At 62.6% G+C, this 22312-nt stretch carries 20 protein-coding genes and 2 pseudogenes; 11 read left to right on the top strand and 11 right to left on the bottom strand.

The genetic code is table 11. The features are described from left to right. Positions 1-484, top strand: a 484-nt coding sequence (locus tag QOC69_RS07830; RefSeq protein ID WP_526438057.1) for a hypothetical protein, incomplete at its 5' end; no start/stop codon positions are given. A 1545-nt stretch (positions 485-2029) separates the two neighbouring features. Here QOC69_RS07830 and QOC69_RS07825 read toward each other — a convergent pair. From QOC69_RS07825 to QOC69_RS07810, 4 genes and pseudogenes are all read right to left on the bottom strand, one after another. Continuing rightward, positions 2030-2324 (bottom strand): annotated as a pseudogene (locus QOC69_RS07825) (ATP-binding protein); the annotation flags it as partial. Next, positions 2300-2650, bottom strand: coding sequence for a hypothetical protein (locus QOC69_RS07820; protein WP_526438055.1), 351 nt, complete (start codon positions 2648-2650; stop codon positions 2300-2302). The gene QOC69_RS07820 and the pseudogene QOC69_RS07825, both read right to left, overlap by 25 nt. Positions 2651-2689: 39 nt before the next feature. Next, positions 2690-2815, bottom strand: a complete 126-nt coding sequence (locus QOC69_RS07815; protein ID WP_526438053.1) for an ATP-binding protein — start codon at positions 2813-2815, stop codon at positions 2690-2692. A 214-nt stretch (positions 2816-3029) separates the two neighbouring features. Continuing rightward, positions 3030-3410: a Mu transposase domain-containing protein gene (locus tag QOC69_RS07810; protein WP_526438051.1), complete on the bottom strand. Its 381-nt coding sequence runs from the start codon at positions 3408-3410 to the stop codon at positions 3030-3032. Positions 3411-4766: 1356 nt separating this feature from the next. On the opposite strand from QOC69_RS07810, the gene QOC69_RS07805 reads away from it, so the two are divergent. Together QOC69_RS07805 and QOC69_RS07800 are read left to right on the top strand one after the other, a co-directional pair. Continuing rightward, complete coding sequence (locus QOC69_RS07805; RefSeq protein ID WP_526438049.1) at positions 4767-5801, top strand: lipase family protein; 1035 nt, start codon at positions 4767-4769, stop codon at positions 5799-5801. Positions 5802-6805: 1004 nt separating this feature from the next. Continuing rightward, positions 6806-8221 carry a Wzz/FepE/Etk N-terminal domain-containing protein gene (locus tag QOC69_RS07800; protein WP_526438047.1) on the top strand — a complete coding sequence of 472 codons (1416 nt, stop codon included), beginning with the start codon at positions 6806-6808 and terminating at the stop codon, positions 8219-8221. 23 nt (positions 8222-8244) lie between these two features. Here the strand turns inward: QOC69_RS07800 and QOC69_RS07795 are convergent. Beyond that, positions 8245-8450, bottom strand: a pseudogene (locus tag QOC69_RS07795) (IS256 family transposase); the annotation flags it as partial. Between the two features lie 213 nt (positions 8451-8663). On the opposite strand from QOC69_RS07795, the gene QOC69_RS07790 reads away from it, so the two are divergent. Both QOC69_RS07790 and QOC69_RS07785 read left to right on the top strand, forming a co-directional pair. Continuing rightward, positions 8664-9293: an SGNH/GDSL hydrolase family protein gene (locus tag QOC69_RS07790; protein WP_526438044.1), complete on the top strand. Its 630-nt coding sequence runs from the start codon at positions 8664-8666 to the stop codon at positions 9291-9293. 240 nt (positions 9294-9533) lie between these two features. Continuing rightward, positions 9534-10265: a hypothetical protein gene (locus QOC69_RS07785; RefSeq protein ID WP_526438042.1), complete on the top strand. Its 732-nt coding sequence runs from the start codon at positions 9534-9536 to the stop codon at positions 10263-10265. A gap of 47 nt (positions 10266-10312) precedes the next feature. On the opposite strand, the gene QOC69_RS07780 is transcribed toward QOC69_RS07785, so the two are convergent. The 3 genes from QOC69_RS07780 to QOC69_RS07770 all read right to left on the bottom strand — a co-directional run bounded on the left by QOC69_RS07780 (position 10313) and on the right by QOC69_RS07770 (position 13247). Further along, positions 10313-11023 (bottom strand): SGNH/GDSL hydrolase family protein, encoded by a 711-nt coding sequence (locus QOC69_RS07780; protein WP_526438040.1) that lies wholly within the window; start codon positions 11021-11023, stop codon positions 10313-10315. A gap of 68 nt (positions 11024-11091) precedes the next feature. Continuing rightward, complete coding sequence (locus QOC69_RS07775; protein ID WP_526438038.1) at positions 11092-12357, bottom strand: O-antigen ligase family protein; 1266 nt, start codon at positions 12355-12357, stop codon at positions 11092-11094. A gap of 137 nt (positions 12358-12494) precedes the next feature. After that, on the bottom strand, positions 12495-13247 hold the full coding sequence (locus tag QOC69_RS07770) for a hypothetical protein (RefSeq protein ID WP_526438036.1): 753 nt from the start codon (positions 13245-13247) through the stop codon (positions 12495-12497). Positions 13248-13971: 724 nt separating this feature from the next. Here QOC69_RS07770 and QOC69_RS07765 point away from each other — a divergent pair. The 3 genes from QOC69_RS07765 to QOC69_RS07755 all read left to right on the top strand — a co-directional run bounded on the left by QOC69_RS07765 (position 13972) and on the right by QOC69_RS07755 (position 16177). Continuing rightward, complete coding sequence (locus tag QOC69_RS07765) at positions 13972-15057, top strand: hypothetical protein (RefSeq protein WP_526438034.1); 1086 nt, start codon at positions 13972-13974, stop codon at positions 15055-15057. Positions 15058-15075: 18 nt separating this feature from the next. Further along, a complete protein-coding gene (locus QOC69_RS07760; protein ID WP_526438032.1) occupies positions 15076-15786 on the top strand; it encodes a hypothetical protein in 711 nt (236 codons plus the stop codon). A gap of 91 nt (positions 15787-15877) precedes the next feature. Further along, positions 15878-16177 (top strand): hypothetical protein, encoded by a 300-nt coding sequence (locus tag QOC69_RS07755; protein WP_526438030.1) that lies wholly within the window; start codon positions 15878-15880, stop codon positions 16175-16177. A gap of 58 nt (positions 16178-16235) precedes the next feature. Here QOC69_RS07755 and QOC69_RS07750 read toward each other — a convergent pair whose 3' ends face one another. The 3 genes from QOC69_RS07750 to kstD form a co-directional block, all read right to left on the bottom strand. Then, entirely contained in the window at positions 16236-16703 is a 468-nt protein-coding gene (locus QOC69_RS07750; protein ID WP_526438028.1) for a hypothetical protein, read from the bottom strand. A gap of 608 nt (positions 16704-17311) precedes the next feature. Continuing rightward, positions 17312-18172 (bottom strand): enoyl-CoA hydratase ChsH3, encoded by an 861-nt coding sequence (gene chsH3 / locus QOC69_RS07745; RefSeq protein ID WP_526438026.1) that lies wholly within the window; start codon positions 18170-18172, stop codon positions 17312-17314. A 1-nt stretch (position 18173) separates the two neighbouring features. After that, on the bottom strand, positions 18174-19859 hold the full coding sequence (kstD, locus tag QOC69_RS07740; protein ID WP_526438024.1) for a 3-oxosteroid 1-dehydrogenase: 1686 nt from the start codon (positions 19857-19859) through the stop codon (positions 18174-18176). A 71-nt stretch (positions 19860-19930) separates the two neighbouring features. Here kstD and QOC69_RS07735 point away from each other — a divergent pair, with 71 nt between their 5' ends. The 3 genes from QOC69_RS07735 to dmpG all read left to right on the top strand — a co-directional run. Next, positions 19931-20716 carry a 2-keto-4-pentenoate hydratase gene (locus QOC69_RS07735; RefSeq protein ID WP_526438022.1) on the top strand — a complete coding sequence of 262 codons (786 nt, stop codon included), beginning with the start codon at positions 19931-19933 and terminating at the stop codon, positions 20714-20716. A 15-nt stretch (positions 20717-20731) separates the two neighbouring features. After that, entirely contained in the window at positions 20732-21661 is a 930-nt protein-coding gene (locus QOC69_RS07730) for an acetaldehyde dehydrogenase (acetylating) (protein WP_526438020.1), read from the top strand. Further along, on the top strand, positions 21658-22312 hold a 655-nt coding region (gene dmpG, locus QOC69_RS07725), incomplete at its 3' end, for a 4-hydroxy-2-oxovalerate aldolase (RefSeq protein WP_526438018.1). The genes QOC69_RS07730 and dmpG, both read left to right, overlap by 4 nt.

The following is a 22312-nucleotide window of genomic DNA, read 5'->3' as shown; positions in this document are numbered from 1 at the left end:
CACGTTAGGGATGTCGCTGGCTGCCGTTACGTTGGGTTTCGTCCTATATTTCCTTCCGCTGAAGTGGGGTGAGTTCCTCCTCGGTGCGACGTTCGCCGCGACACAACAGATCGTGCCGATCATCGCGTGCGAGTACGCCCTCGGCGGCTGGGCGATTGCAGTGGCCATCTACCTCCGTACCTTCAACCGAAGTCGTGATGCGCTCGGGTTGAAGGTCGGCTACGTGGCGGTGATGCTTCTTACCTCACTCGGAGCCGCAGTCGCGTTCCGCACGGCATCCGGTGTGGCGCTCGGCATGGTTGCCGCGACGGCATTCGTCGCGACGATGGCCTTGCTGTGGTTTCGTCCGTGGGCTCGCGACGACGACGTGATTGCCCGATTGCCGCACGTGCGCTTACCGGCCGACCCCAAGCGACGAGTGTTGACCCGTGCCGCGGATTCGGTCGCTCGACCCAAGTTGCCGAACACCGTTGCCCTGCGGTAGGTGTCGCGCGCGCACACCACCAACGGCCTCGTGGCATCGTGCCTTGCCGCCACACTCGTCATCTTCGATCCGGTGGCGACATCAGGTACACGGGAGTGCCAGACGGCCGGCTCTGGCTATGGTCGTTTCCGGTGATCGTCCTGGCCGGTGTCCAATTCGCATGGCTGATCGGCACCGGCGAGCGACGGCTTTTCGAATGATGCACTGGGCCTTCGCTTATGCGGTCCTGGCCTTGCGCCTTGGCCCAGCTCCACATGGACGCATTTCCGAACACCGTCGCCCGAATGGACCAGAGTTTGTTGGGCGGGGTCGTCGATCTCCGTCCGCCTGGTTCTTCGGGAGCGGTCATCGCGCCAACGCTGCAGCGGCAGCCTTGGGATGCCAGTCAGCAGTCAGCAATGCTCCGTAGCTGTACTCGGGATCGCTTGCCTGTGCGCCAATATCTCGAATCGTGAAGATGAAAGCTGGTCCGCTGTATCCTGTTTCGGCTGCAGCAGTCAACACGTCAGTGATCTGCTTTGCCTGCTCTTCCTGAGACACGCCACCGGGACCCGGAAAGGTTGGCGCCCCAAGCTCTGTCATCCATATGCGCTTACCGCCGTCGCCGTGAATTGACATGATCGTGTGCACTCTTCCGACGTCTGACCACCCGTTGTACGGATCGGCCGCGAGCCCCCCGGGCGATACGTAGGGGTGCATTGCAGCGGCATCGAAGTAGCCTTTCGCGCCTGCGGCGTACATCTGCCTAACGAATTCCGGGGGTGCGATCTGTCCCGAACGGCTCAGTCCACCCGAGATCACCGTCGCATTGGGTTGCACTCTCTTTATCGCAGAGTATGCGGCCTTCAGAAGATTTGTGTACTTCACCGCCGGGTCGCCTTGGTAGGCGAAGAACCTCTGCTCGTTGGGTTCGTTCCAGATTTCCCAGTTGGTCACGCGGTCGCGGTAGTGCGTGGCCGCTGCGGTCGCGAAGTCGCCAAAATCGTCATCGTTGATTGGTGGTGCGCTGAAGGGCGACTGGGGGGGCTTCGCCCAGTCGGGTGAATACGAAAGAACGACAAGTACGTTCAGTTTATGAGCACGTGCGGTGTCAACAACAAAGTCCGAGTAGCTCCAGTCGAAAATCCCTTTCTGGCCTTCGATGCGAAAGGAGTCGAAGGTTACTCTGAGCCACGACGCCTTGGTTCGTGAAACCGCGTCCAGCTCTCGGTTGAGCTCGTCGGAGCTCAACCTGACATCCCCCCCATATTGGCTGAAGCCGTACCCGGGATTGGGGTCTGTGGGTGCGGCACAGGCCAACTGGGACATTATTAGACAGATCGATGAGACGGCGAGGAATGACGAGGCCAGTCTGCGGAGCCTTTGGCGTTCGAATTGCGCCCTCATGCCAAGCAACGTACTGGATGGCGCGGCGGGCAGGCCTGATTCCTCATGAGACCTCCGATGAAGGTAGGAGTGTTGACGACGGTCCAAACGTAGGCTACGGGCGACGGGGTGGTTTCCAGCAGTCGATGCAACACAAGCTAAGTCTGTGGAGGTTTGTGTGGTGTCGATTCCGGTGTCGTTGAGTCGATTTCTGGAGCCTTTGAGGGTCAGGACGTCGGCGTGCACGATGCGGTCGATCATCGCGGCAGCGACGACCTGGTCGCCGAACACGTTGCCCCAGCGGGCGAAGGGCAGGTTCGAGGTCAAGATCAGCGAGGCGTGTTCGTAGCGGCTGGAGACCGGTTGGAAGAACAGGCTGGCGGCGTCCTGTTCGAAGGGGATGTAGCCGACTTCGTCGACGACGAGTAGCCCGATACCGTCGTAGCTTGGCTAGCTCGGCGGATAGTCGGCTGGCGCGCAGGATCGCCACCCCCGCTCGGGTGAACGGTAGGCCGATGGCGTCGCCCGGACCACCCTGTACCGCTGGATCCGCGACGGATTCGTCACCGCCGAGCAGATCACCCCGGCACACCGTGGCGCATCCGCATCGACCAAGCCCTGCGTGATCTGATCCGACCCGAGGTACCCGACGGCTGGCTCGGTCTCGACGAGGCCGCCGCGGCACTTGGCATTGCCCGACAAACCATGTTGCACAAGGTCCAACGCGGCGAACTGCAAGCCGTCCCCGTCAACCGCGGACGCCGCAAAGGGCTCCGTATCCAGGTCAAACCCGACCAGCATGGACTGTTCGACACACCCTGATAGAAGCAGAGCGCAGTGTTAACCAGCCTCGGACGGGCCGAGCAGGACCACATTGCGGGCTTTGGCCAGGAAGGCGCCGGTGCCCAGGTGAGCAATCATGTCGCGGTTCAGCGCGGGCGTGTGATCGAAGTTGAAGTCGTCCAACGATTCGTGTGGGGAATCCGGCAGAGCGAATACGGGAGGCCTCTTGGGCTGCCGCCTCCCGAGACAGGACGGCGGCAAGATTTTCGTCGTGGCTCCACCCACCGTCGCGGGCTTGCTCAGCCAATCGGGCTGCGGACTCCCGGATGCGTGGCGCCTTGAGCGCTTGGCCGTAATCACACAGCCTCGATCGGATCCTCAGCCATGATCTGGCCACCTAGCCATCGAAACCGGTTGGGCTGGTCGCGAAGTCGACACCAAAAGGGCGGTCATAGCCGGCCAGATCCCGCGACGACAGCTGATCTCCTCCCACCGATGGTCCCTGGCGGAACTGGCGACGCAACGCCGCGGCAGTCTCGACGTGAGCGGGGTCAGTCAGGGTCTGTCCCGCCGCCCAGCAGCGGTCATGAGCCGCCAACCGGCGCCGGGCACGGCTCACGGTCACCCGGTCCAGGCTGGTGCGCACATCGACGAGCTGGCCGATCGCACTCGGATCGACCGAGTAATCGTTGCCGGCGACCCGCACGTAGTGGTCGCGTCTCAGCCGCACTGAATGCACCGTGTCGACCACCGGTGCGACCGGTGGCAGCGCCAACATCTGAGCTCAATCTCGATCGAGGAAGTCAACCGGTCGGCCCGCTCCGCGATCCCCTTCGACTCGGGGTCATAGCGTCTAACTTGCACCAGAGGCGATCGCAACGTCCGCATCAGCGCAGTCACCGGATCGGTCAACCGGCTCGACACCGGGGATCCGGCTTCGTTGTCTCACCACAACTCGTGCGGCACCGCGCCAAAGCTCTGCGAAAGCAGCTGCTACATTCCGGCCACCAGGTCCATGTATGGCGCGACGGCAGCATTACCGCGGCGATAAAACCGGGAGAACGCCGCCACCATCACCAGCACCGGCAACCATCGCCTCCTGGCCGAACCCGACCGGGATCTTGGCTAGGGGGAACCACAGATCGCACTGGGCCGTTCGCCCTGGCGGATGCTCGAGCCGGTCGACCGGATCGGCCGGCAAGTACTCCTGCAGTCTCTGGTTACTGAGCGGTCTGCATTTCGGAGTCGCGTCAGCTGAGTATTCATGTCCCGAAGAGTTTTCGCTATTTCGAAGGCTCGCCGACTGGCACGTCGACATCGAACCACGCCTGGCCAGGGTGTCGACTGGCCCGCAAGCCAGGTGCCGTCGGATTGCGTTGCCGCGCGCATCAGCTCGGTAGCCTCGGTCGCGCGGGTCGGGACGCGCGTTGTCCTAGCGAAGCCTGGCATCAATGAGTGTCATCATCCCACTGCTGCGCACGACGCCGACACATCGATGCAACCCGCACCGTGCACATGCCTTCGATTAGCTGGGTGACTTCGGGGCCGATTTCCTCGTGCGGTTGACCAACGCGCTACGAATACTTTGATCATCCGAGTGGTCGCTTTTGTCTCATCCACGCACGCCAACCCCCATAATTGATCAGTCGATGGAGGTCACGTGTGATCACGATCGCTGTCAGGTTGCTATGACGCGCCGTTCGTGTCTGCCGCGGCGCGGTTACGGGGCGATCTGCCCTACCACTAGCTGGGTCTCGCCTGCGCAGTTGGTCGAGATGGCTGTAGATCAGCGTTGAACACTCCGTTTTGATGCCGGGTGATCAGACGGCCAGGTCGGCGGGTGCGTGCTAACACGGGTGGTTACAGATCTATGAAGGCTGAGTGCGGTTACTTCGCTTCCGCGCAGCTGCTGGTTGATGCCATTAGGTCCTCAAGACGGGGGCGGCTCGTCAGTCATCGCCGACTACCCCTAACACGCGCATTAGCTAGAACGACCGCTGTTCTATTGACCATGATGTCAACGACGGGTTGCCAAAGCACCTCAAGCGGATTTCTGCGAGGGGACGACAATGCTCTCGTTAGCCAACACCCCACGATCTCGGCGGAGGCGAGATCTGGCCGTGGGCGCGTTCTGATGAACGAGCCATTTGACGATGTCGACACTCAACTGTCACAAGTGGCAGGCGCGTCTCGCAGGATGGTGTATCAATCGATACAGGGCATTTCCGGACGCGCCACCGAAGTGTCTGGGGCAGCGTTTATGCCGAAGGGCCTGCCGCCAGGCGGAGGGTGGCCCATCATCGCGATCGGCCACGGGACTACGGGCATCGCGCAAGATTGCGGAGTGTCCTCGGCGGCCGATCTGAAAGGGCTTGGCGATCAGGTCGCCGCGTTCTTGAGTGAGGGGTACGCGGTGGCAATCACCGATTACGAGGGTCTTGGCGCAGGTGGTCCCCATCTGTACCTCGAGCCACACAGCGCTGCATACAATGTCTTTGACTCTGTTCGAGCGTTACGAGCCCTATTTCCAGCCGCATCTGCCAAATGGATCGCCTTCGGAGGCTCGCAGGGAGGTCAGGCGGCATGGGCAGTTGACGAGTTCGACGCCGATTATGGTGACGGACTCGATCTGGTGGGAAGTGTGGCCATCGCCCCAGCAGTGAATCTTGTCAGCGCTGCGGAAGAGTCTTTCACCGGAACCCTGACGGGAGACCAGCTCGGGGCCATGCCACTTGTCGTTGTTGGGTTGGTCCGGGCCTACCCCGAGCTGCGGTTGGATGATTACCTTCATGGTCGAACTCGAAGCAATTTGGAGGTAATTATTGGCTGTGGCCCCAACGCAAATTCTGCACGCGGTGCCACCACAGCTGCCGACGTTAAACCGCGCAACGTATCGGCGGCGCAAGCACTACGTGATGCCCTGCGGCGTAACGCCTTACCGCAGCAACCGCTGTCGGTTCCGATGCTGGTAATAAACGGCCAACGTGATACCGCCATACCGCAGAATTGGATCAACGGTGCAGTGAGACGCACTTGCGAAATGGGAGGCGTTGTTGACCATGTGGAGATCAGCACGATGAGCCACCTCAGCGCTCCACCCGCTGACTTGGTCCGCAGATGGATTGGCGCTCGATTCGCAGGGGAGCCGCCCGAATCAACATGCTCTTAACCGTCAGTCGCCACGTGTGTCTTGTTCCCCTTGGCAATAGGTCAACAAGGGTGACGAGGCAGCGTTCCCGCAGGCGCGAGTTCCGGGATTGCCGAGTGCACCACGCACGCAATCTTCGCGGCGACGATCCTGAACGTACCGGGAGTCCGACACCACACTCGTCGACGATTCTCGGCTCACTCGACCCGGGCATGTTGCTGTTGACCGATTGTGGATTCTCTACATATGTATTGTGGTGCAAGGTATCTCATACCGGACTGCGGATGTCGTGGCGGGTGACTACCGGGGCCAATGGGTGTGCACGGTCGCGTCATTCCCCAGGTTTGGCGCTGCTGTAGTAAGGGCGGCGAAGTGCGGGGTGAGTTCCAGGTGGTTGCGGTCCCGGGTCGTTTCCGAGGTTGGTTGGAGCAGTGAGAATCATTGTGGTCGCCGCCCGAGGGTGTGGTCACCCGGCGAGTACGGGTCATCACGCTTCCTGTATCGCTACTCGGCACCGACGCGGACTCCCACGCATGAAGGATGCCTAATACCGACCGGAGAGGCCTTAACCACCCACGGAACTACCACGCGGCGCGGGAACTTTTATCCGGCCGCCAGTGGGGACATCGTCTTGGCAACGACAGGCCCAACCTCAACGACTGTCATCAACCATCGGCCGCCAACCCCTTGACTGAGCGGTGTTGAGATAGCCGCCAGGCCTCTGTTCTCTGGTGCGGATGAGATTCGCCACCGTCTCGCACACGTGGTCGAGTGAGTCCTGATAGCAAACGGAACATTCAACCGCGATCGGAAGCTGGCGGTATTACGCTTGCCTCAGCTTTGGATGTGAAGTTGATCGGCCCTGGCCCAGGCACGCTATCGCGCGTAGCCTCGGCCACGGGGAGGGAGTGATAGCTAGGTGCAACTTGGCAAACCGGCGACGCGGCTTCGGGGGGATCATTACACGGTCCGCGTTGCGCCACGGCAACCGCGCCCCGTCAATGGATTACGCACAAAGGGACGCGATGACTGAGAGGCGCAATATGCAAACCAGGTGGATGCAGGGTGGCGCGCGCGACTTCATCACCATCTTCGTGCGCGGGTGGCCCCTAGTTCTGGGCGTCACCGTTGTTTGCGGTATGGCAGCTCTGGCGTACAGCTTCTACGTGAAGCCGGTCTATGAGGCGACAAGCACCCTGTTTCTGGCATCGGGCAGCAGCTCGATGCCGTCGGCATACGATTCGGCAAAGGCCTCGCAGGAGCGTATGGCCACCTACTCTCAGCTGATCTACTCAGACGCCATACTGTCGCCTGCTCTTGAGGGGGCCAGGCTGGATAGAACGGTGGCCGATGTTCGACCAGCCATTCGTGTCACTTCGAACCCTCAGGTGTCTCTTCTCGAGGTATCGGCACGCGATCAGAATCCCGAGGTGGCGCAGAAACTTGCAAATGCCGTCTCGGATTCACTGGCAGACGCAGTTTCTCGCCTAGAGATTCATGGGCTTGGGGCAGAGCCCACCGCGCGCCTCACCGTCGTTACCACAGCAGAAGTTAAGCCTGCTTCCGTCCTGCCTGACACGAGACTGAATGTCATCCTAGGATGCCTCGCTGGTTTCGTCGTGGGGCTATTGAGTGTGCTTGTGCGAGAACGTCTCAACAACACGGTTCGGGATTCGCGTGATGTCGAAGTTGCACTGGGTCGACCGGTCGTGGCCGATATTCCAGCTGCCGTAACCGCCGCTACCCGAGATGTCGACTTCGCCACTAGCTCGGATGGAGCCTCCTTGGCGTACCGCGATCTGCGGTCGCTACTCCTTGCGTCGCGCGATACCTCAATCAAGACATTGCTCCTCACAACGACGCTGACTAGTGAAGATGCGGCCACAGTTGCTAAGAACCTGGCCAACGTTATGCGCCGAGCAAGGGTCGAGGTCGCTTGGGTGAGCGTGGATTTCAGCACCGATGAACCGTCGCCGGGTCTGGCGGACGTCATCCTAGGACGCAGCACACTGGCTCAGGCGCTGCAACGCGACAACAGCGGAATAATTACGCTTGGACCGGGTCGCAGCGGAGGGACGATGCCGGCCGATCTCGTAGCCATGCCGGAGTTTCGTCATGCCCTCGACGAACTTGGCGCCACGCACGACCTCGTCATAGTCAACGCATCGGGGATTGTAGACGGAGGTGGCGCCGCAGCTGTCGCGTCAGCGGTTGACGGGGTCCTCTTAGTCGTCCGAGTCGGTCGGACGAAGATGACCGATTTGGCCACCTCTAGGAGGCATCTGGCCGACCTGCAAGCGAATGTTGTTGGAGCCGTTCTCTGCGCCCGATCAGGCAGCAGTACCGACGAGCGGCAGGGTGAGAAACAACCCGCAGGCAAGCTGGCCCGTCATAATGGCAGATCAGTAGGCGCTCCCCTGGATGCTGCTGAAAAGGTGTGAATCCGCGCGAGATTTCCTACGCGACTCCCGAGGCCATGCAAGTACAGCAGCGGCAACACCTCGGCCATCTGCGGGTACATGCGCGCACGCGGGCGGAATCGCCAGGGAAAACCACCGCCGTTCACCAGTGTCGGGATCGACCGGCGATCCATGACCCGCGGAGCTGAATTTCGACAGCCTTGGCGGCGGTCAGCACCTCACCGGCCCGGCGGTAGCCGTTACGTACCACATCCTCGGGAAGGTGCGCCCGCTTTCACGCCACCTCGCCCATGCTCATCCACGGGTATCGATTTCATTGCTCCGGTTTCGCCGCTAGACTGCCCAAATCGTGAGAGGGAAAAATCTCATTGCTGTGTGTTTGCTGTCGGTGACCGCTTGCCATTCGACTCCAAGCGTTCCGTCGGTAGAACACGCACGTCTACCTGTCGTAGACCCTGTCACGGTGATAGCCGATTCGTATGCCCCCACGTCGGGAATCGAAGGTCACGACGACGGGAACTGGCCGCAATTGATGTTGCACCAGCTGGTTGGCGACGGGTTCTTGATAAGCCCGGCAGTCGGCGCAGAGGCCGGCTCGGGTTATGTCGCTCGCGGCACCGACGGCAAAGCGTTCGGTGAGAAGCTCGAGGGTGGGGTGCCTAACGATGCACGACTAGTGGTCTTCGTAGGCTCCCGCAACGACGCGGATATACCGCCGGAGCAACTCGCGGCCGCGGTAGCTCGAGATTACGCAATGGTCCATACGATTGCTCCGGCCTCGCAGATTTTGGTAATCGGACCCGCCTGGCCTGACGCCACGCCGCCGCCGGATATTGTGGGCGTGCGTGATGTTCTCAAGCGAGAGGCCCAGGCTGCGGGTGCAACTTTTGTCGACCCGCTTGCCTTGGGTTGGTTCGTCGGCCAAGCAGACCTTCTAAGCTCGGACGGCAACACTTTAAGCGCCGCTGGCCATCAGTATCTGTCGGATATGGTTGCTCCACTGGTCGAATCGGCGCTTTGCGCGCCTCACGAATTTAAAGCCTCGAAAGCGCCGCCTGAAGCACCCCCGGCCGCCTGCGCACGGCTCAACTGATCCGGCAGCCGTGTATTACACGTACGGGACGGCCAATGTCGGATTAACGGTAGCCCCACCGACACTAGGTCCGACAACCGGCGGTCCTGGCCAGTATTACGTTTGTACCCCAAACCACCTGTCGTAGCAGGCAAATCACGGTTCAAGACGCTACGAGCTCGAAATCCCGAGGGGCATGTCCAAATCCAGGCGCATATGATGTCTGAGAAGACGGCACGACGAATCGATTGGGTGGTCTGAGTGTTGCACACGCTGCACCGGTTCTCGACTGCGTTGATGGTCCTGCTTTTGATCACGAGCTGTTCATCAACGGCAAAGTCGCCTACGGACACTGCAATTGAAGCGCGCCTGGACTTCAGCGCCTCGAAGGACGGGCCGGCACCCGGAACCTTCGGCCCGGGTGCTTCATTGCTTCTTGTGACTCCACCGACCGATCTTGGCGGCGTTTTCAGAATCGAAGGTGGAAAACTCGTTAGCAGACCAACCGTCGATGGCCGCTCGGCAAGCTATTTCTCCACTGCGGACCTTGGAAACCCGATCGCTAGAATCGGTGCGCGGTGGGTTTTCACGCCGCAAGGAGGGGGGTCAGGCACGATGGTCTTGATTGTGTCGAAACGTGCAGTATTTCCTCCGTTTTCAGCGGAGCTCTCTGTCTCTCCCAAGTCTTGGTCTTTCGGTGTCCGCGAAGCCGGCCAGGCCGAGGGATTCAGCCAAATAACGATTCTGGAGACTGGATCGATCGACCCCCCTCTGTCAGAGGATGGATCTACTAGCTATCGGGTAGAAGTCAGAATCGCCGGCGAACGAGCGGAGTTGACGCTGCCAGACGGGCACACGGAAATTGTGCATGACAAACGAATCGCAGAGTGGGCCGGATCCTTCGGGACGTTCGAATCGTATGTTGAGCACGGGCTGACCGATTCTCGGGCTGACTTCATTGAGATGTGGGCCGTAGCCGAGAACAGCTCTTGAACGGACGCATCAGACTAAAACCCGCACACGCTTTGGTTGGGACCTTGCTATTTGCAGCCGGATGCTCCGATATCCTTCAAATTCGACTCCAACCTGGACGCGTACTGCCGGTGTCCAGCGGAGTTCGGGTGGTACCCGTCTGACACGAACAGCTCCGGTTCGGCAAGCCAATTTTCCTCGATAGGGTCCACGTAAAGAACGCCGTTCTTCTTCGCCGCCTGTCTGATTGCGTCCGAAATCGGACGCAGGACTGTTGCGGGTTTACCCGGTGATGCTACGGGGCCAATAACGACGATTGAAGGACTCGGCCCAAGCGCGCTCCGCAAGTCCATGAACGTGCGATCTGCGGCTGCGGTCACCTGCTCTGGCGGAAAACCGTCATCGTTAAACCCGCCTTCGACAATGACCAACTGTGGCTTCCCCGCTACGGCGTCGCCCAGTCGGGTCGGAATCGCGCTTTTGCCTTCCGCCCCACCGTCATTGACGTACCCGGTACCTCCCTCCGAAGCGTTGTTAACCAGCTTCCAGCACAAATCGGCCGCAAGGAGCGGTACCCATCCGTCGCCGGGCCGCCCCGCTCCGGCGCCCTCGGCGTATGAATCACCGAGGACTGAGAATGAACTGACCTTCTGTGGCGCCTTAGCTTCCTGTGGCGCCTTCGCTTCCTGTGGCACCGTAGCTTCGTGGGGCGAGATCAGCCAGGCGGCTCCAATGAGAAGCGCCAGCGCAGTCAAAATTATAATCTTCAACAGGCGCATCAAATTTCCATTCGGGCTGTTCCTCAACGCTTTCAGTGGTAGAAGGGATGGGGGTAATGACCGGTCGTTTACCTCAACCAGGCGCCGCGCAAGTATGCTTCCTTTTCAGCGGACTGCACTACGGATACCAGGGCCGCGACCGATCCCACCGTGAAATACAAGAGCCGGTCGGTAAGCTGATTCTCGATCGTCCCTAGACCGAGCCATGTCAACATGGAAATCAACAAGCAAGCCCCAAGATAGCTTCCCCGTGCTCGAAGCTGCCAACATGAAGAAATAACACCTATCCAATATGCCAGCATTGCAAAACCAAGGACAAGACCACCGCTGGCAAGGATTTGAAGATAAATGTTATGAGCTTCGACGATGTGCCGTAAGCCTACGCCAAATACAGGATATGACTCGACGTCGTTTATGGCTTGCTTCAACAGAATTGCACGCTCAGCATCACTGTCGCCAACACCCGTACCGCCCGTACTGAACCGAAACAAGTCCCCTAGTACATTGCTCGCAAGCGTTTCCACCAACACAAAGAGCGCCGCTGTCGAGACCGCGAGAGTGATCGCCACATTCTTGAGAGCAGCACGCCGCCGTTCTGGAGCCGACATCAAGGTTGCCAGAATAATTATAGGAGCTGCGAATTGCGTCCCCCGGGACCCGCATGCGACGACGCCGCCAAGCAGAATCACAATGGCCAACCGAGATGCTATCCACGTTACTCGTCCACGTCGCGCCATGAAGAAGATCGCGATTGGAAGCGAGATTGCACAAGTGAAGCCGAGTGTATTCGGGTGATCTGTGAGGCCGGTCTGCCGCGAATTGTTGCTGTCATAGCCTAAACTCGTAGCTATACTAGTCACTTGGAGAAGATCGGTGACCGAGATGGCGGCAGATAGGGCAACGCCTCCTATGAATGATCCCATGACCCAACGAGGTGTTCGGGGTTCGATCGCCGACCAAGCGACTATCGTCAGCGGCACCAACACCAGAGCCGCCATCCAGATCGCGGCTTTGTTCAAATTTTCTGGCACGTATGGCGTTGCGACATAACGAATGGCAAGCATGTTCTCCGGCACCGGGAGGAACCATCTGCCTACTGCACAAATAATGACGCCGAGTGGTGCAATCCACATCCATACGGGTGTGATAAACCGCAACTGGCCAAAAAATACGTGCAAAAGCGCTATACCCAACGCGAGGACTAGGCACACGTCGGATATAGGACCGACGGCACCCCAGGAGGCCGTGAAGGCTCCGACAGCCAGGATTCCTACGCCGATATAGACCATGACCCGCGATTGCGGGATTACTCTCAAATCCTGCTGCGTAGTCATACTCGGCACCCCCGATCTCGGCCGTACCATGGACCCAGTGGTAAATATCTACAGCCGACGCCCGTCCCATCATGCACCAATGAACCGTCTTATGTTGCAGATGAGCCGCCTTTGAAACCGGGCGGTTCAGCGCTCTCCTATTTGGCGAAGCTAGACGTCGGCGGGCTGGATGTCGCACGCCACCTTTGTATCTCGACTCGCCTGTCGGTGTTGGCGTTGCCGTAGAACTGCTCGGCAGTGACATATGGGGCGTCTGTCTTGCTGATGGAAGGATGTGAGTACGGGCCGTAGGTAGTGCCATTGGGGGCCAGAACCCATGCCTCGCCGATGTCCTTGCGGACGTAGACGGCTACGTGTTGAGTCTCGGTCGTGAAAGTTCTTCCGTAAGCAACATTTGCGATAATGACCAGTGCTCCGTTCTCCCACACGCCATACTCGAAGTGGTCATTCAAGAAGACGACGTGTGCTGGGCTGTCGGGGGGCCGAGTACTCCCGAGCGAGCCGGAAGGTATGGGGCTCGCAAACAGGCATAAGGCTAATTGACCGCCGTCTGTCGTCCCTGAGGAACTGAAATTCCAGTCGGCCTCGATGTATGCGGCGGTAGCGCTGAGCTGACCGGACGTGTATCCCGCTCCTTTCCCCGCGCCGCTGTAGGTAATGATGGACCTGCCGCCAGAAATAGTCGGGAGGGCGGTCTCGTTCGGGGTGTATGTGAGAGTTACCTCCTGACCGGAGTCGAACGTCGAAGGATGTTGGCCGTTCGGCTTGGTGGTGTAGTCCTCGTACAGATCGACGTACTCGACCATCGATGACGATCGCGCGCAGCCGGTGGTCAGCAGGCTGAGCAATAATGCTCCGGATGCAATGCCGCGCAGCACTTTTGATGTCACCGTCGGCCTTTCGCCATCGTGCCGGATCCTCCTCGCGGGCCGTTCTGCGCCCGCATTACCGACGCGCCCGCCGGTCTGGACACCAACCAGGAGCCAGGGGTGTGAGGTCGCCATATGAGCCATATGAGCCATCCGAGCCCTTCCGGTGGACCGCTTTCCTTACAGGATTATTGCGAACCCCGCGCCGTTTCGGAGGGAGACCTCGCGTTGCCGGCAGATCTTCTCATCCACGGCCTTGAACCGCATCGCCGCGTGCACAGCGATTGCTGTGCTTCAGCGCCGCTCAGATCCAGCCGGGCTTCAGATTACGTGCGGCCCGGCCAGCAGACCGACCGACTTGAACCGGCGTCAACTCCATACCGGATAGCAGCACGGCGTTGTCCCGCGATGGCGCGTCAGCACGCCGATGAACTTGCCGTCTTCCTTACGGCTATCAACCGTCGATGCGGCAATGGCCCCGGGGTTGGCTGAAGAGGTCGCCGGCGTGGATTACCACCCGCGGATCCCTTGATGGCGCAAATGGTTGCTATAGGGGATTTGCTGTTAGGAACCGTCGACCGCGAGGCCACCGTCAGCGCGGGTTCGACGTCACCGCGCCGCGCGCTGGCCAAGGGTGCGACGACGAGCGTCCGGGGGCCGGCAATCCCGTTGATGCACCATGGCTTCGCTGGTGGGCGGTAATCTCGATGCAGATAGCTGACCGCGCTGTGAGGGGAGCCGTGTCGTGGGGTTGCCGCGTGACGTTAGCCCGTATGGGTCGCAGACCGTGACGGGTCCTGGTTGGCCGAACGTCGAGGAGGAGCAGCTCGCGTCGGCCGCGGCCGAATACTCGGCGTTCGCGACGAAGCTGACGGGCTCCGTCGTGCCGTTGCAGCAGAGCCAACTGCAGGCGCTCGCCGCGCAGTGGACCGGTGCCGGTTCCGTCGCCGCAGCGGGCGAGGCGACCTCGATCATCGCAGGTCATGAGGCCAACGCCGCGCACGCGGCGGCGATCGCGCTCAAGTTGCAGACCATGGAGGTCAGCGTCGCCAAGACGAAGGCGCTCGTCAACGCGACGGCCGAAGAGGTCCAGCAGGAGTGCATGGCGCTTCAGGCAGCGTCCGCGTTGGTCAGCAACACCGAGGAGCTGATTCAGAGCCGCATCAAGATGGGCCTGTCGCAGAACATCGCCTACGTCAGCGAAGGCGCGGCGGAGATGGCCAACGGGCTCGGGGTGCCGCCGAGCATGCCCAGTGCTGGCACCCCGCCGGGCACGGCGCAGGCGGGACAGGCCGCAGGCAAGGGTTCGGAGCAGGCGATGCAGATGATGATGCAGATGGGCCAGATGGCTATGCAGCTGCCGCAGCAGCTCGGCCAAATGGTGACGCAGGCTCCGCAGCAGCTGATGCAGCAGGTATCGCAACCGCTGCAGCAGCTCACATCGATGTTCGGGGGTAAGGGCGGCTCGGGCGGGGGACTGGGCGGCGCGAGCCCCTTCGCCGCGTTCTCCAACCACCCGTTGGCAGGCGGGTCCGGCGCGAGTGGTGGCGGCGGCATGGTGAAGGCCGCGTCCCTGCCCGGATCGGGTGGTTCCCCGGCGCAGACTCCGATGATGGCGAAGCTGGTGGGGACCACCATGACTGACGCTGCGGTGCGGCCTGCGGGCGCGGGCAGCATGGCCGTCGGCGGGGTCGCGCCGGCCGCGGCGGGCATGGGAGGCATGGGCATGATGGGCCACCGAGGTGAGGGCGGCGGAGGCTCCACCACCTCGCTGGCGCCGCCGCCCGCGCTCGACTACGACTTGGGTGATGAGGTTGACGATGACTGGTGAGTCAGGAGGTCTGCGCTGATGGGTGGCCCATTACAGACGCCGGGCAATATCTCCTGGGATCCCGCGTCGGTGGACATGCCGCCGATGCCGACGATCGCGCCAGGCGAGGACGCGATGAGCATGACGATCGCCGCCGTGCTGCCGACGTTGGCAGCTCCGCTCGCTGCCAATGTGACGGCGCTGCAAGCGAAGGAGACGATGTTCTCCGGCAAGGTCACGTCCGCACAGTCGGCGTACGACACCTCCGACGACCAGGGTGGCCAGGCGGTCGGCCAGCTGTCGAGCATGCTCGGTCAGGTCGGCCAGATGGCTTCCAAGGCTGGCGAGGCCGCTGGGGGCTCCGGTGGCGGGTCCAGCATCTTCGGGTCGCTGATGGAACAGGCGATGAAGGCCGCTCAGAGCGGGTCGAGCGGCGGTGGCGCGCAAGGAGCGGGTTCTCCGTCCGACCAGCCGCAGGCCGGGCAACCGGCGCCCGCGCAGCCGGCCGCTGGCCAGGGTGCAGGCGGTCAAGCGGGTACGCCTGCCGGTGCCCCGCAACCGCAGTCGCGCGAGGGTGAGGAAACTCGCCAGGAACCCGCCCCGCAGCACCGCGAGGCCAAGGACGAGCGGCCGCCGGTCGAATCCGCCGCACCCGGCGACAGCGGCAGGCACAGTGCGGGTCCGGCCCCGGTTGCACCGCCCGAGCATCAGCGCCACGGCGACGACGACGATCTCGCGCGCAGGATGTAACGCGCAGGCTCTCGTCCGGCCGTCGCCCATTACCCTCATTACCGATGGATTGGGGTCGGGTAGTGAGAGTCAGCAATACGGCGGTGCGGGCATGAGTTCGCCTCCGCCACCGTGGGAGTCGCATCCGCCGTTGCCGGAGGACGGCTTCTACGAAGCCGATCCCGACGTGGACACCGGACTGGTGCACATAGTGACACCCGCGGACGAGGGCTACTACCCGCCGCCGGCGGAGGACACCTTCGCAGGCCGGTTCACGGCGCCCCTGACGGTTGATCCACGCACGGTGCCGGCCAGGCCCGAGCGGGCGCGTCTCGTACCCATCGTCGCGGGCGTGGCCGGCGTCGACTCCACGGCGGGCTGCGCCACGGCAGAACACGAGGCTGCACGGTGAACCGTGCAGCCTCGTGTCGTGCTTCTCGGGACCTAGTGTCGACGATTGCGGCGCGACACTAGAAGCCGAGACGCAGAATTCCGACTCGGCCGTTTCCGACGTTGACGGCACCCAAATTGCCGCAGCCGACGTTGACGGCGCCCGCGTTCGCGCAGCCGATGTTGGCGACGCCCACCTGCCCGGCGCCGATGTTGGCGATGCCCGACTGCAAGGTGCCGATGTTGGCGATGCCGCCCTGCAAGGTGCCGATGTTGAGCAGGCCGTTGTTGAGACTGCCCAGGTTGGCGATGCCCTGGTTGCCGGAACCGCCGAGCAGGCCGTTGGCCACACCGAAGTTCCCGCCACCGGGGCCGAGGAGGTTGTTGGCTATGCCGGTGTTGCCGGTCCCGCCGTTGAGCAAACCATTGTTGCCGGGCGTGAGGTTGATGCCGCTATCGGCAGTGGCGGCGCCGGCGCCGACGAGTGCGATCGCACCTGCGCCAAGGAGCGAACATCCGAAGATAAGGGCTGAACGGGTAGATGGCATGGACAATCCTTAGCTAGATTTGTACGGACGTCCATCACGTTAGATCGCTGATCAGCGCATGTAAACGTTCGTGGCAAACAATCCGCAAGAGAACTTGCGTCGTCAAGCATGTCAGACCCGGCTGGACATGTAACGCGTGCACGAACGGCGGAGTGTGATCCGCAGGTAACTTTGGCAAATATCCAACCGCCTGGTCTCCGAGCTAATGAGCTGTTTACCTGCATGTAAATACGGATTGTGGCCGTGACGAGCGCCGGGTCGAGCAAGCTCAGCTATCATTAGCATGACTAATGTCTATTGTTGCTGAGCAAGGGGCGAGGTAGGGGTCGCCGATCCGCCGCCCTGCCGGGCCGGCGGATGTCTCGAGGCATTGGGAAACACTCGCCAACGGACATCTCCTCTGCTCCAATCAACTACTTGATCTTGCAACGATTCTTCTGGTGGTTTGCTGTGACTGAATTTTTGTGGCGGAATGTTGCGTGGCACCGATGGCTGTCATCTGGCGCGCGTCGCCGCGCGCGCAATCGATGCACAGCGAAACGTGAACAGATGGCAAACCGTAGGACGACAAGCTGTGTCGGTGACAGCAAGCACCGGACCTGCTCGGGTCAGGCCGGGATCAACTCCACGCCGGACAGCACGACGGCGTCGTCGCGGCTGGGTGCGGTCAGCACCGCGACGAACTTGTCGTTCTCCTTCCAGATGCTGGCCTTGAGCGTCTCGCCGGGGAACACCACGCCGGCGAACCGGGCGCCGTAGGAGCCCACCCGCGATACGTCGCCGTCGAGGAAGGTGTCGACGATGGTCTTGCATCCGATGCCATACGAGCAAAGGCCGTGCAGGATCGGCCTGGGAAAGCCTGCGGCGGAGGCGAACCCGGGATCGGAGTGCAGCGGATTGCGGTCGCCGCACAGCCGGTACAACAGCGCCTGCTGCGGCAGGATCGGCAGCGCCACCTCGGCGTCCGGTGCGCGGTCGGGTGGCTCGACGGATGCCTGAGCTCCCCGTTCGCCGCCGAACCCGCCCTCGCCGCGGGCGAAGATCGACCGCTTCTGCGTCCAGAGTGGGGCGCCGTCGAGTGTGGTCACCGTGGTCTCGGACCAGATCACCGCGGCCTTGCCCTTGTCCCAGATCTCGGTGAAGCGGGTCACCGCCCGCCCCGTGCCCGATGGCGGGATCGGCCCAGGAACGGACACGGCCTCACTGGCGTGCAGCACCTTGGACAGCTCGATGTCGATGCCGGGGTATTGCACGGTGGGCGGCTCGGTCTGGTGGAAGTTCTGCGCGACGCTGCCGAACGTCGGCAGCACCTGTGGGGTGTCGTCGATGAGGTAGGCCAGCTCGCGCTGGTTCATCGGATCGGCACCCGCGCCGAGACCAAGGTGATACAGCTGCACGTCGCTGCTGCTCCAGGAGAACTCGACCGGGTCGAGCTCGGCACCGATTGCCTCGTCGAGATTGATCGGCATGTCAGGCCCGCTCGGCGGCCAGGTGCAGTGCAGCCAGGTAGCCGAACGTCATGGCCGGGCCGATGGTCCCGCCCGGGCCCGGATAGGTGTGACCCATCACGGGCGCGCTGACATTGCCTGCGGCATAAAGGCCCTCGATGATCGAGCCATCGTCGCGTAGCGCCCGCCCGTGTACGTCGGTGCGCACGCCGCCCTTGGTACCAAGGTCGCCGGGCACCATCTTGGCCGCGTAGTACGGCCCGTGGCTGATCTCGCCCAGGTTGGGGTTGGGCTTGTTGGTCGGGTCGCCGTAGTAGCGGTCATATGCGCTCTCGCCGCGCTTGAAGTCCTCGTCGATACCCGTTCGTGCGAAGCCGTTGAACCGCTCGACCGTCGCCTTGAGCTCGTCGGCGGGCAGGCTCGTCTTCTCGGCCAGCTCCTCTAGGGTGGCGGCCGTTAGCACCACGCCGGACTCCAGCCACTTCTTCGGAATCCGTTGTCCCGGTTGAAGGCCCGCGAAGATATAGCGGTCACGGTACTGCTGGTCGAACACCAGCCAGGCGGGCACGTTCTCGCCCGGCCCTGCGCCCTGACCGAACTCGCCCCCGTACATCCGGTGGCACGCCTCGACGTAGGGCATCGACTCATTCATGAACCGCTTGCCGCTCGTGTTCACGATGATCGAGCCGGGGGAGTTGCGTTCGGACAGCGCGAACCACGGCGCGCCGACCAGTGGGACCGTCGGCCCCCACCAGGCGTCCTCCATGACGTCGAGCGCAGCGCCGAGCTTCTCGGCGGCCAGGATGCCGTCGCCGGTGTTGGCCACCGCGCCCACGGTCCACTCGGTGGTGATCGGCGCGCGTTGGTACTTCACCCGCATCTGTTCGTTGTGCTCGAAGCCGCCGCTGCCGAGGATCACTCCGCGGCGGGCCCGGATCAGCTGGGGTTCAGCGGATTCGGGCGCGTTGGTGTCGCGCACGTACACGCCGCGTACGACGCCGTCCTCGACGTAGAGGTCGGTCAGCGCGGTGTTCAGCTGGACGGGCACGCCCGCCTGCTGCAGGCCGATCCGCAGCGGCGCGATCAGCGCGCGGCCCATGCCGACGAGGTTCTTTCCGGTGACCTTGCCCCACGTCGCCCGTACGCCGACCTTGAGGCTGCGCAGCACGCCGCGCGGGTGGCGCTTGAGCTGGTTGAGCCGGACGTAGTCCTGCTGCATGACGACCATGTTCATCGGAACCTTGCCGTACGGCGGTTCCAGGCCGGGCAGATCGGCGCCCAGCTTGTTGGCGTTGAATGGCTTCGGCTCGATCGAGCGGCCGGTGGGCTTTCCGCCGGGTGCCTCCGGGTAGTAGTCGGAGTAGCCGGGTACCCAGCACATCCTCAGCGGCGAGTTCTTCAGTACGAAGGACAGCATCTCGGGACCGCGCTCGAGATAGGTGTCGATGCGCTCGGCGGGGACGACGTCGCCGATGATCGAATGCAGGTATTCGGCGGCGGCGGCGGGACTGTCTTTGACGCCGTCACGTTTCAGAATCTCGTTATTCGGGATCCACACGCCGCCCCCCGACCGCGCAGTGGAACCGCCATAGTGCGGGGCCTTCTCGACGACTACTGTCGAGAGTCCCTGGTGGGCAGCAGTGAGGGCGGCCACCAGGCCCGCTCCGCCGCTGCCGACTACGACGACGTCATACTCCTGTTCCGTCATGTAGAACACGTTATAGAATTGCCCGGCCGACCCACAACTGTGCCGGTCGACGAAACGAGGGGACTTCACCGATGTTGTCCGAGGAAGTACGCGACGAACTGGCCGCCGAGCTGGCTCAGGCCGAGCGCAGCAAGGTGCCGCTGAAACCGTTGACCGACGGTGTTCCCGGCATGGACGTCGTCGATGCCTACGAGATCCAGCTGATCAACATCCGCCAGCGGGTCGCCGAGGGCGCGCGCGTCATCGGGCACAAGGTCGGGCTCTCGTCCGAGGCCATGCAGAAGATGATGAACGTCGACGAGCCGGACTACGGTCATCTGCTCGACGACATGGAGGTCTTCGAGGACAAGCCCGTCGCGGCGGGCAGGTTCCTCTATCCCCGCGTCGAGGTCGAGGTCGGCTTCATCCTCGCCGACGACCTTCCCGGCGAAGGCTGCACCGAGGACGACGTGCTGGCGGCGACGGCGGCATTCGCGCCGTCGATCGAACTGATCGACACCCGCATCACCGACTGGAAGATCAAGCTGTGCGACACCATCGCCGACAACGCCTCGTCGGCCGGCTGGGTGCTCGGCAAGGAGCGGGTGTCGCCCAAGGACATCGACATCTGCAACATCGACGCGGTGCTTACCCGCAACGGTGAGGTCGTCGCCGAGGGCCGCAGCGACGCAGTGCTCGGCAATCCCGTCACCGCCGTGGCATGGCTGGCCCGCAAGGTCGACCAGTTCGGGGTGCGCTTGAAGGCGGGTGACATCGTGCTGCCCGGGTCGTGCACGCGTGCGATCGACGCACGTCCAGGCGACGACTTCGTAGCCAAATTCGACGGACTCGGTTCCGTCCATCTGTCTTTCGAATAGGAGGAATACCGACACATGCCACTGAATTCATCTCGCAAGGCAACCGTCGCGATCGTCGGGTCGGGCAACATCAGCACCGATCTGCTCTACAAGCTGCTTCGCTCGGAGTGGCTGGAGCCGCGCTGGATGATCGGCATCGACCCGGAGAGCGAGGGTTTGGCGCGGGCCCGCAAGCTCGGTCTGGAGACCAGTCACGAAGGCGTGGACTGGCTGCTGGCGCTCGACGAGAAGCCCGATCTGGTCTTCGAGGCCACCAGCGCCTACGTGCACCGCGACGCCGCGCCCCGATACGCCGAGGCAGGCATCCGCGCCATCGACCTGACCCCGGCCGCCGTCGGTCCCGGGGTCATCCCGCCCGCCAACCTGCGCGAGCACCTCGATGCTCCGAACGTCAACATGGTGACCTGCGGTGGGCAGGCCACCATCCCGATGGTCTACGCGGTGTCCCGCGTCGTAGACGTGCCCTATGCCGAGATCGTGGCGTCGGTGTCGTCGGCGTCGGCCGGGCCGGGTACCCGCGCCAACATCGACGAATTCACCAAGACCACCAGCAGGGGCGTCGAGGTCATCGGCGGTGCCAAGCGCGGCAAGGCGATCATCATCCTCAATCCGGCCGAGCCGCCAATGATCATGCGCGACACCATCTTCTGCGCCATCCCCGAAGACGCCGACCAGGACGCGATCACCAAGTCGATCAAGGAAGTGGCCGCGCAAGTGCAGACCTACGTGCCCGGCTACCGGTTGCTCAACGAGCCGCAGTTCGACCCGCCGTCGGTGCACTCGGGCGGCCAGGCGTTGGTCACCGTCTTCGTGGAAGTGGAGGGTGCGGGCGATTACCTGCCGCCCTACGCGGGAAATCTGGACATCATGACCGCGGCAGCCACCAAGGTCGGCGAGGAAATCGCGAAGGAATCATTGTCTGCGATTGCAGGAGGTCAAGCATGACCACCGACATCTTCTTCAACCCCATCTGGGACGTCCGGATGACCGACACGTCGCTGCGCGACGGGTCGCACCACAAGCGGCACCAGTTCACCAAGGACGAGGTCGGCTCGATCGTCGCGGCGCTGGACGCCGCGGGTGTGCCGGTCATCGAGGTCACCCACGGCGACGGGCTCGGCGGGTCGAGCTTCAACTACGGCTTCTCCAAGACCCCGGAGCAGGAGCTGATCAAGCTGGCCGCCGAGACGGCCAAGGAGTCCAAGATCGCCTTCCTCATGCTGCCGGGTCTCGGCACCAAGGAAGACATCAAGGAGGCGCAGCAGAACGGCGGGTCGATCTGCCGCATCGCCACCCACTGCACCGAGGCCGACGTGTCGATCCAGCACTTCGGGCTGGCCCGCGAACTGGGCCTGGAGACGGTCGGCTTCCTGATGATGGCTCACACCATCAGCCCGGAGAAACTGGCCGCTCAGGCCCGCATCATGGCCGACGCGGGCTGCCAGTGCGTCTACGTCGTCGACTCGGCCGGCGCGCTGGTGCTCGAGGGCGTGGCCGACAGGGTCGCCGCGCTGGTCGCCGAGTTGGGGTCGGATGCGCAAGTGGGCTTCCACGGCCACGAGAACCTTGGCCTCGGCGTGGCGAACTCCGTGGAGG

This window comes from Mycobacterium sp., from assembly GCF_032162105.1.
Classification (GTDB): Bacteria; Actinomycetota; Actinomycetes; order Mycobacteriales; family Mycobacteriaceae; genus Mycobacterium.
Note: the sequence above shows the minus strand (reverse complement) of the source record. Positions and strands in the feature narration are given on the sequence as shown.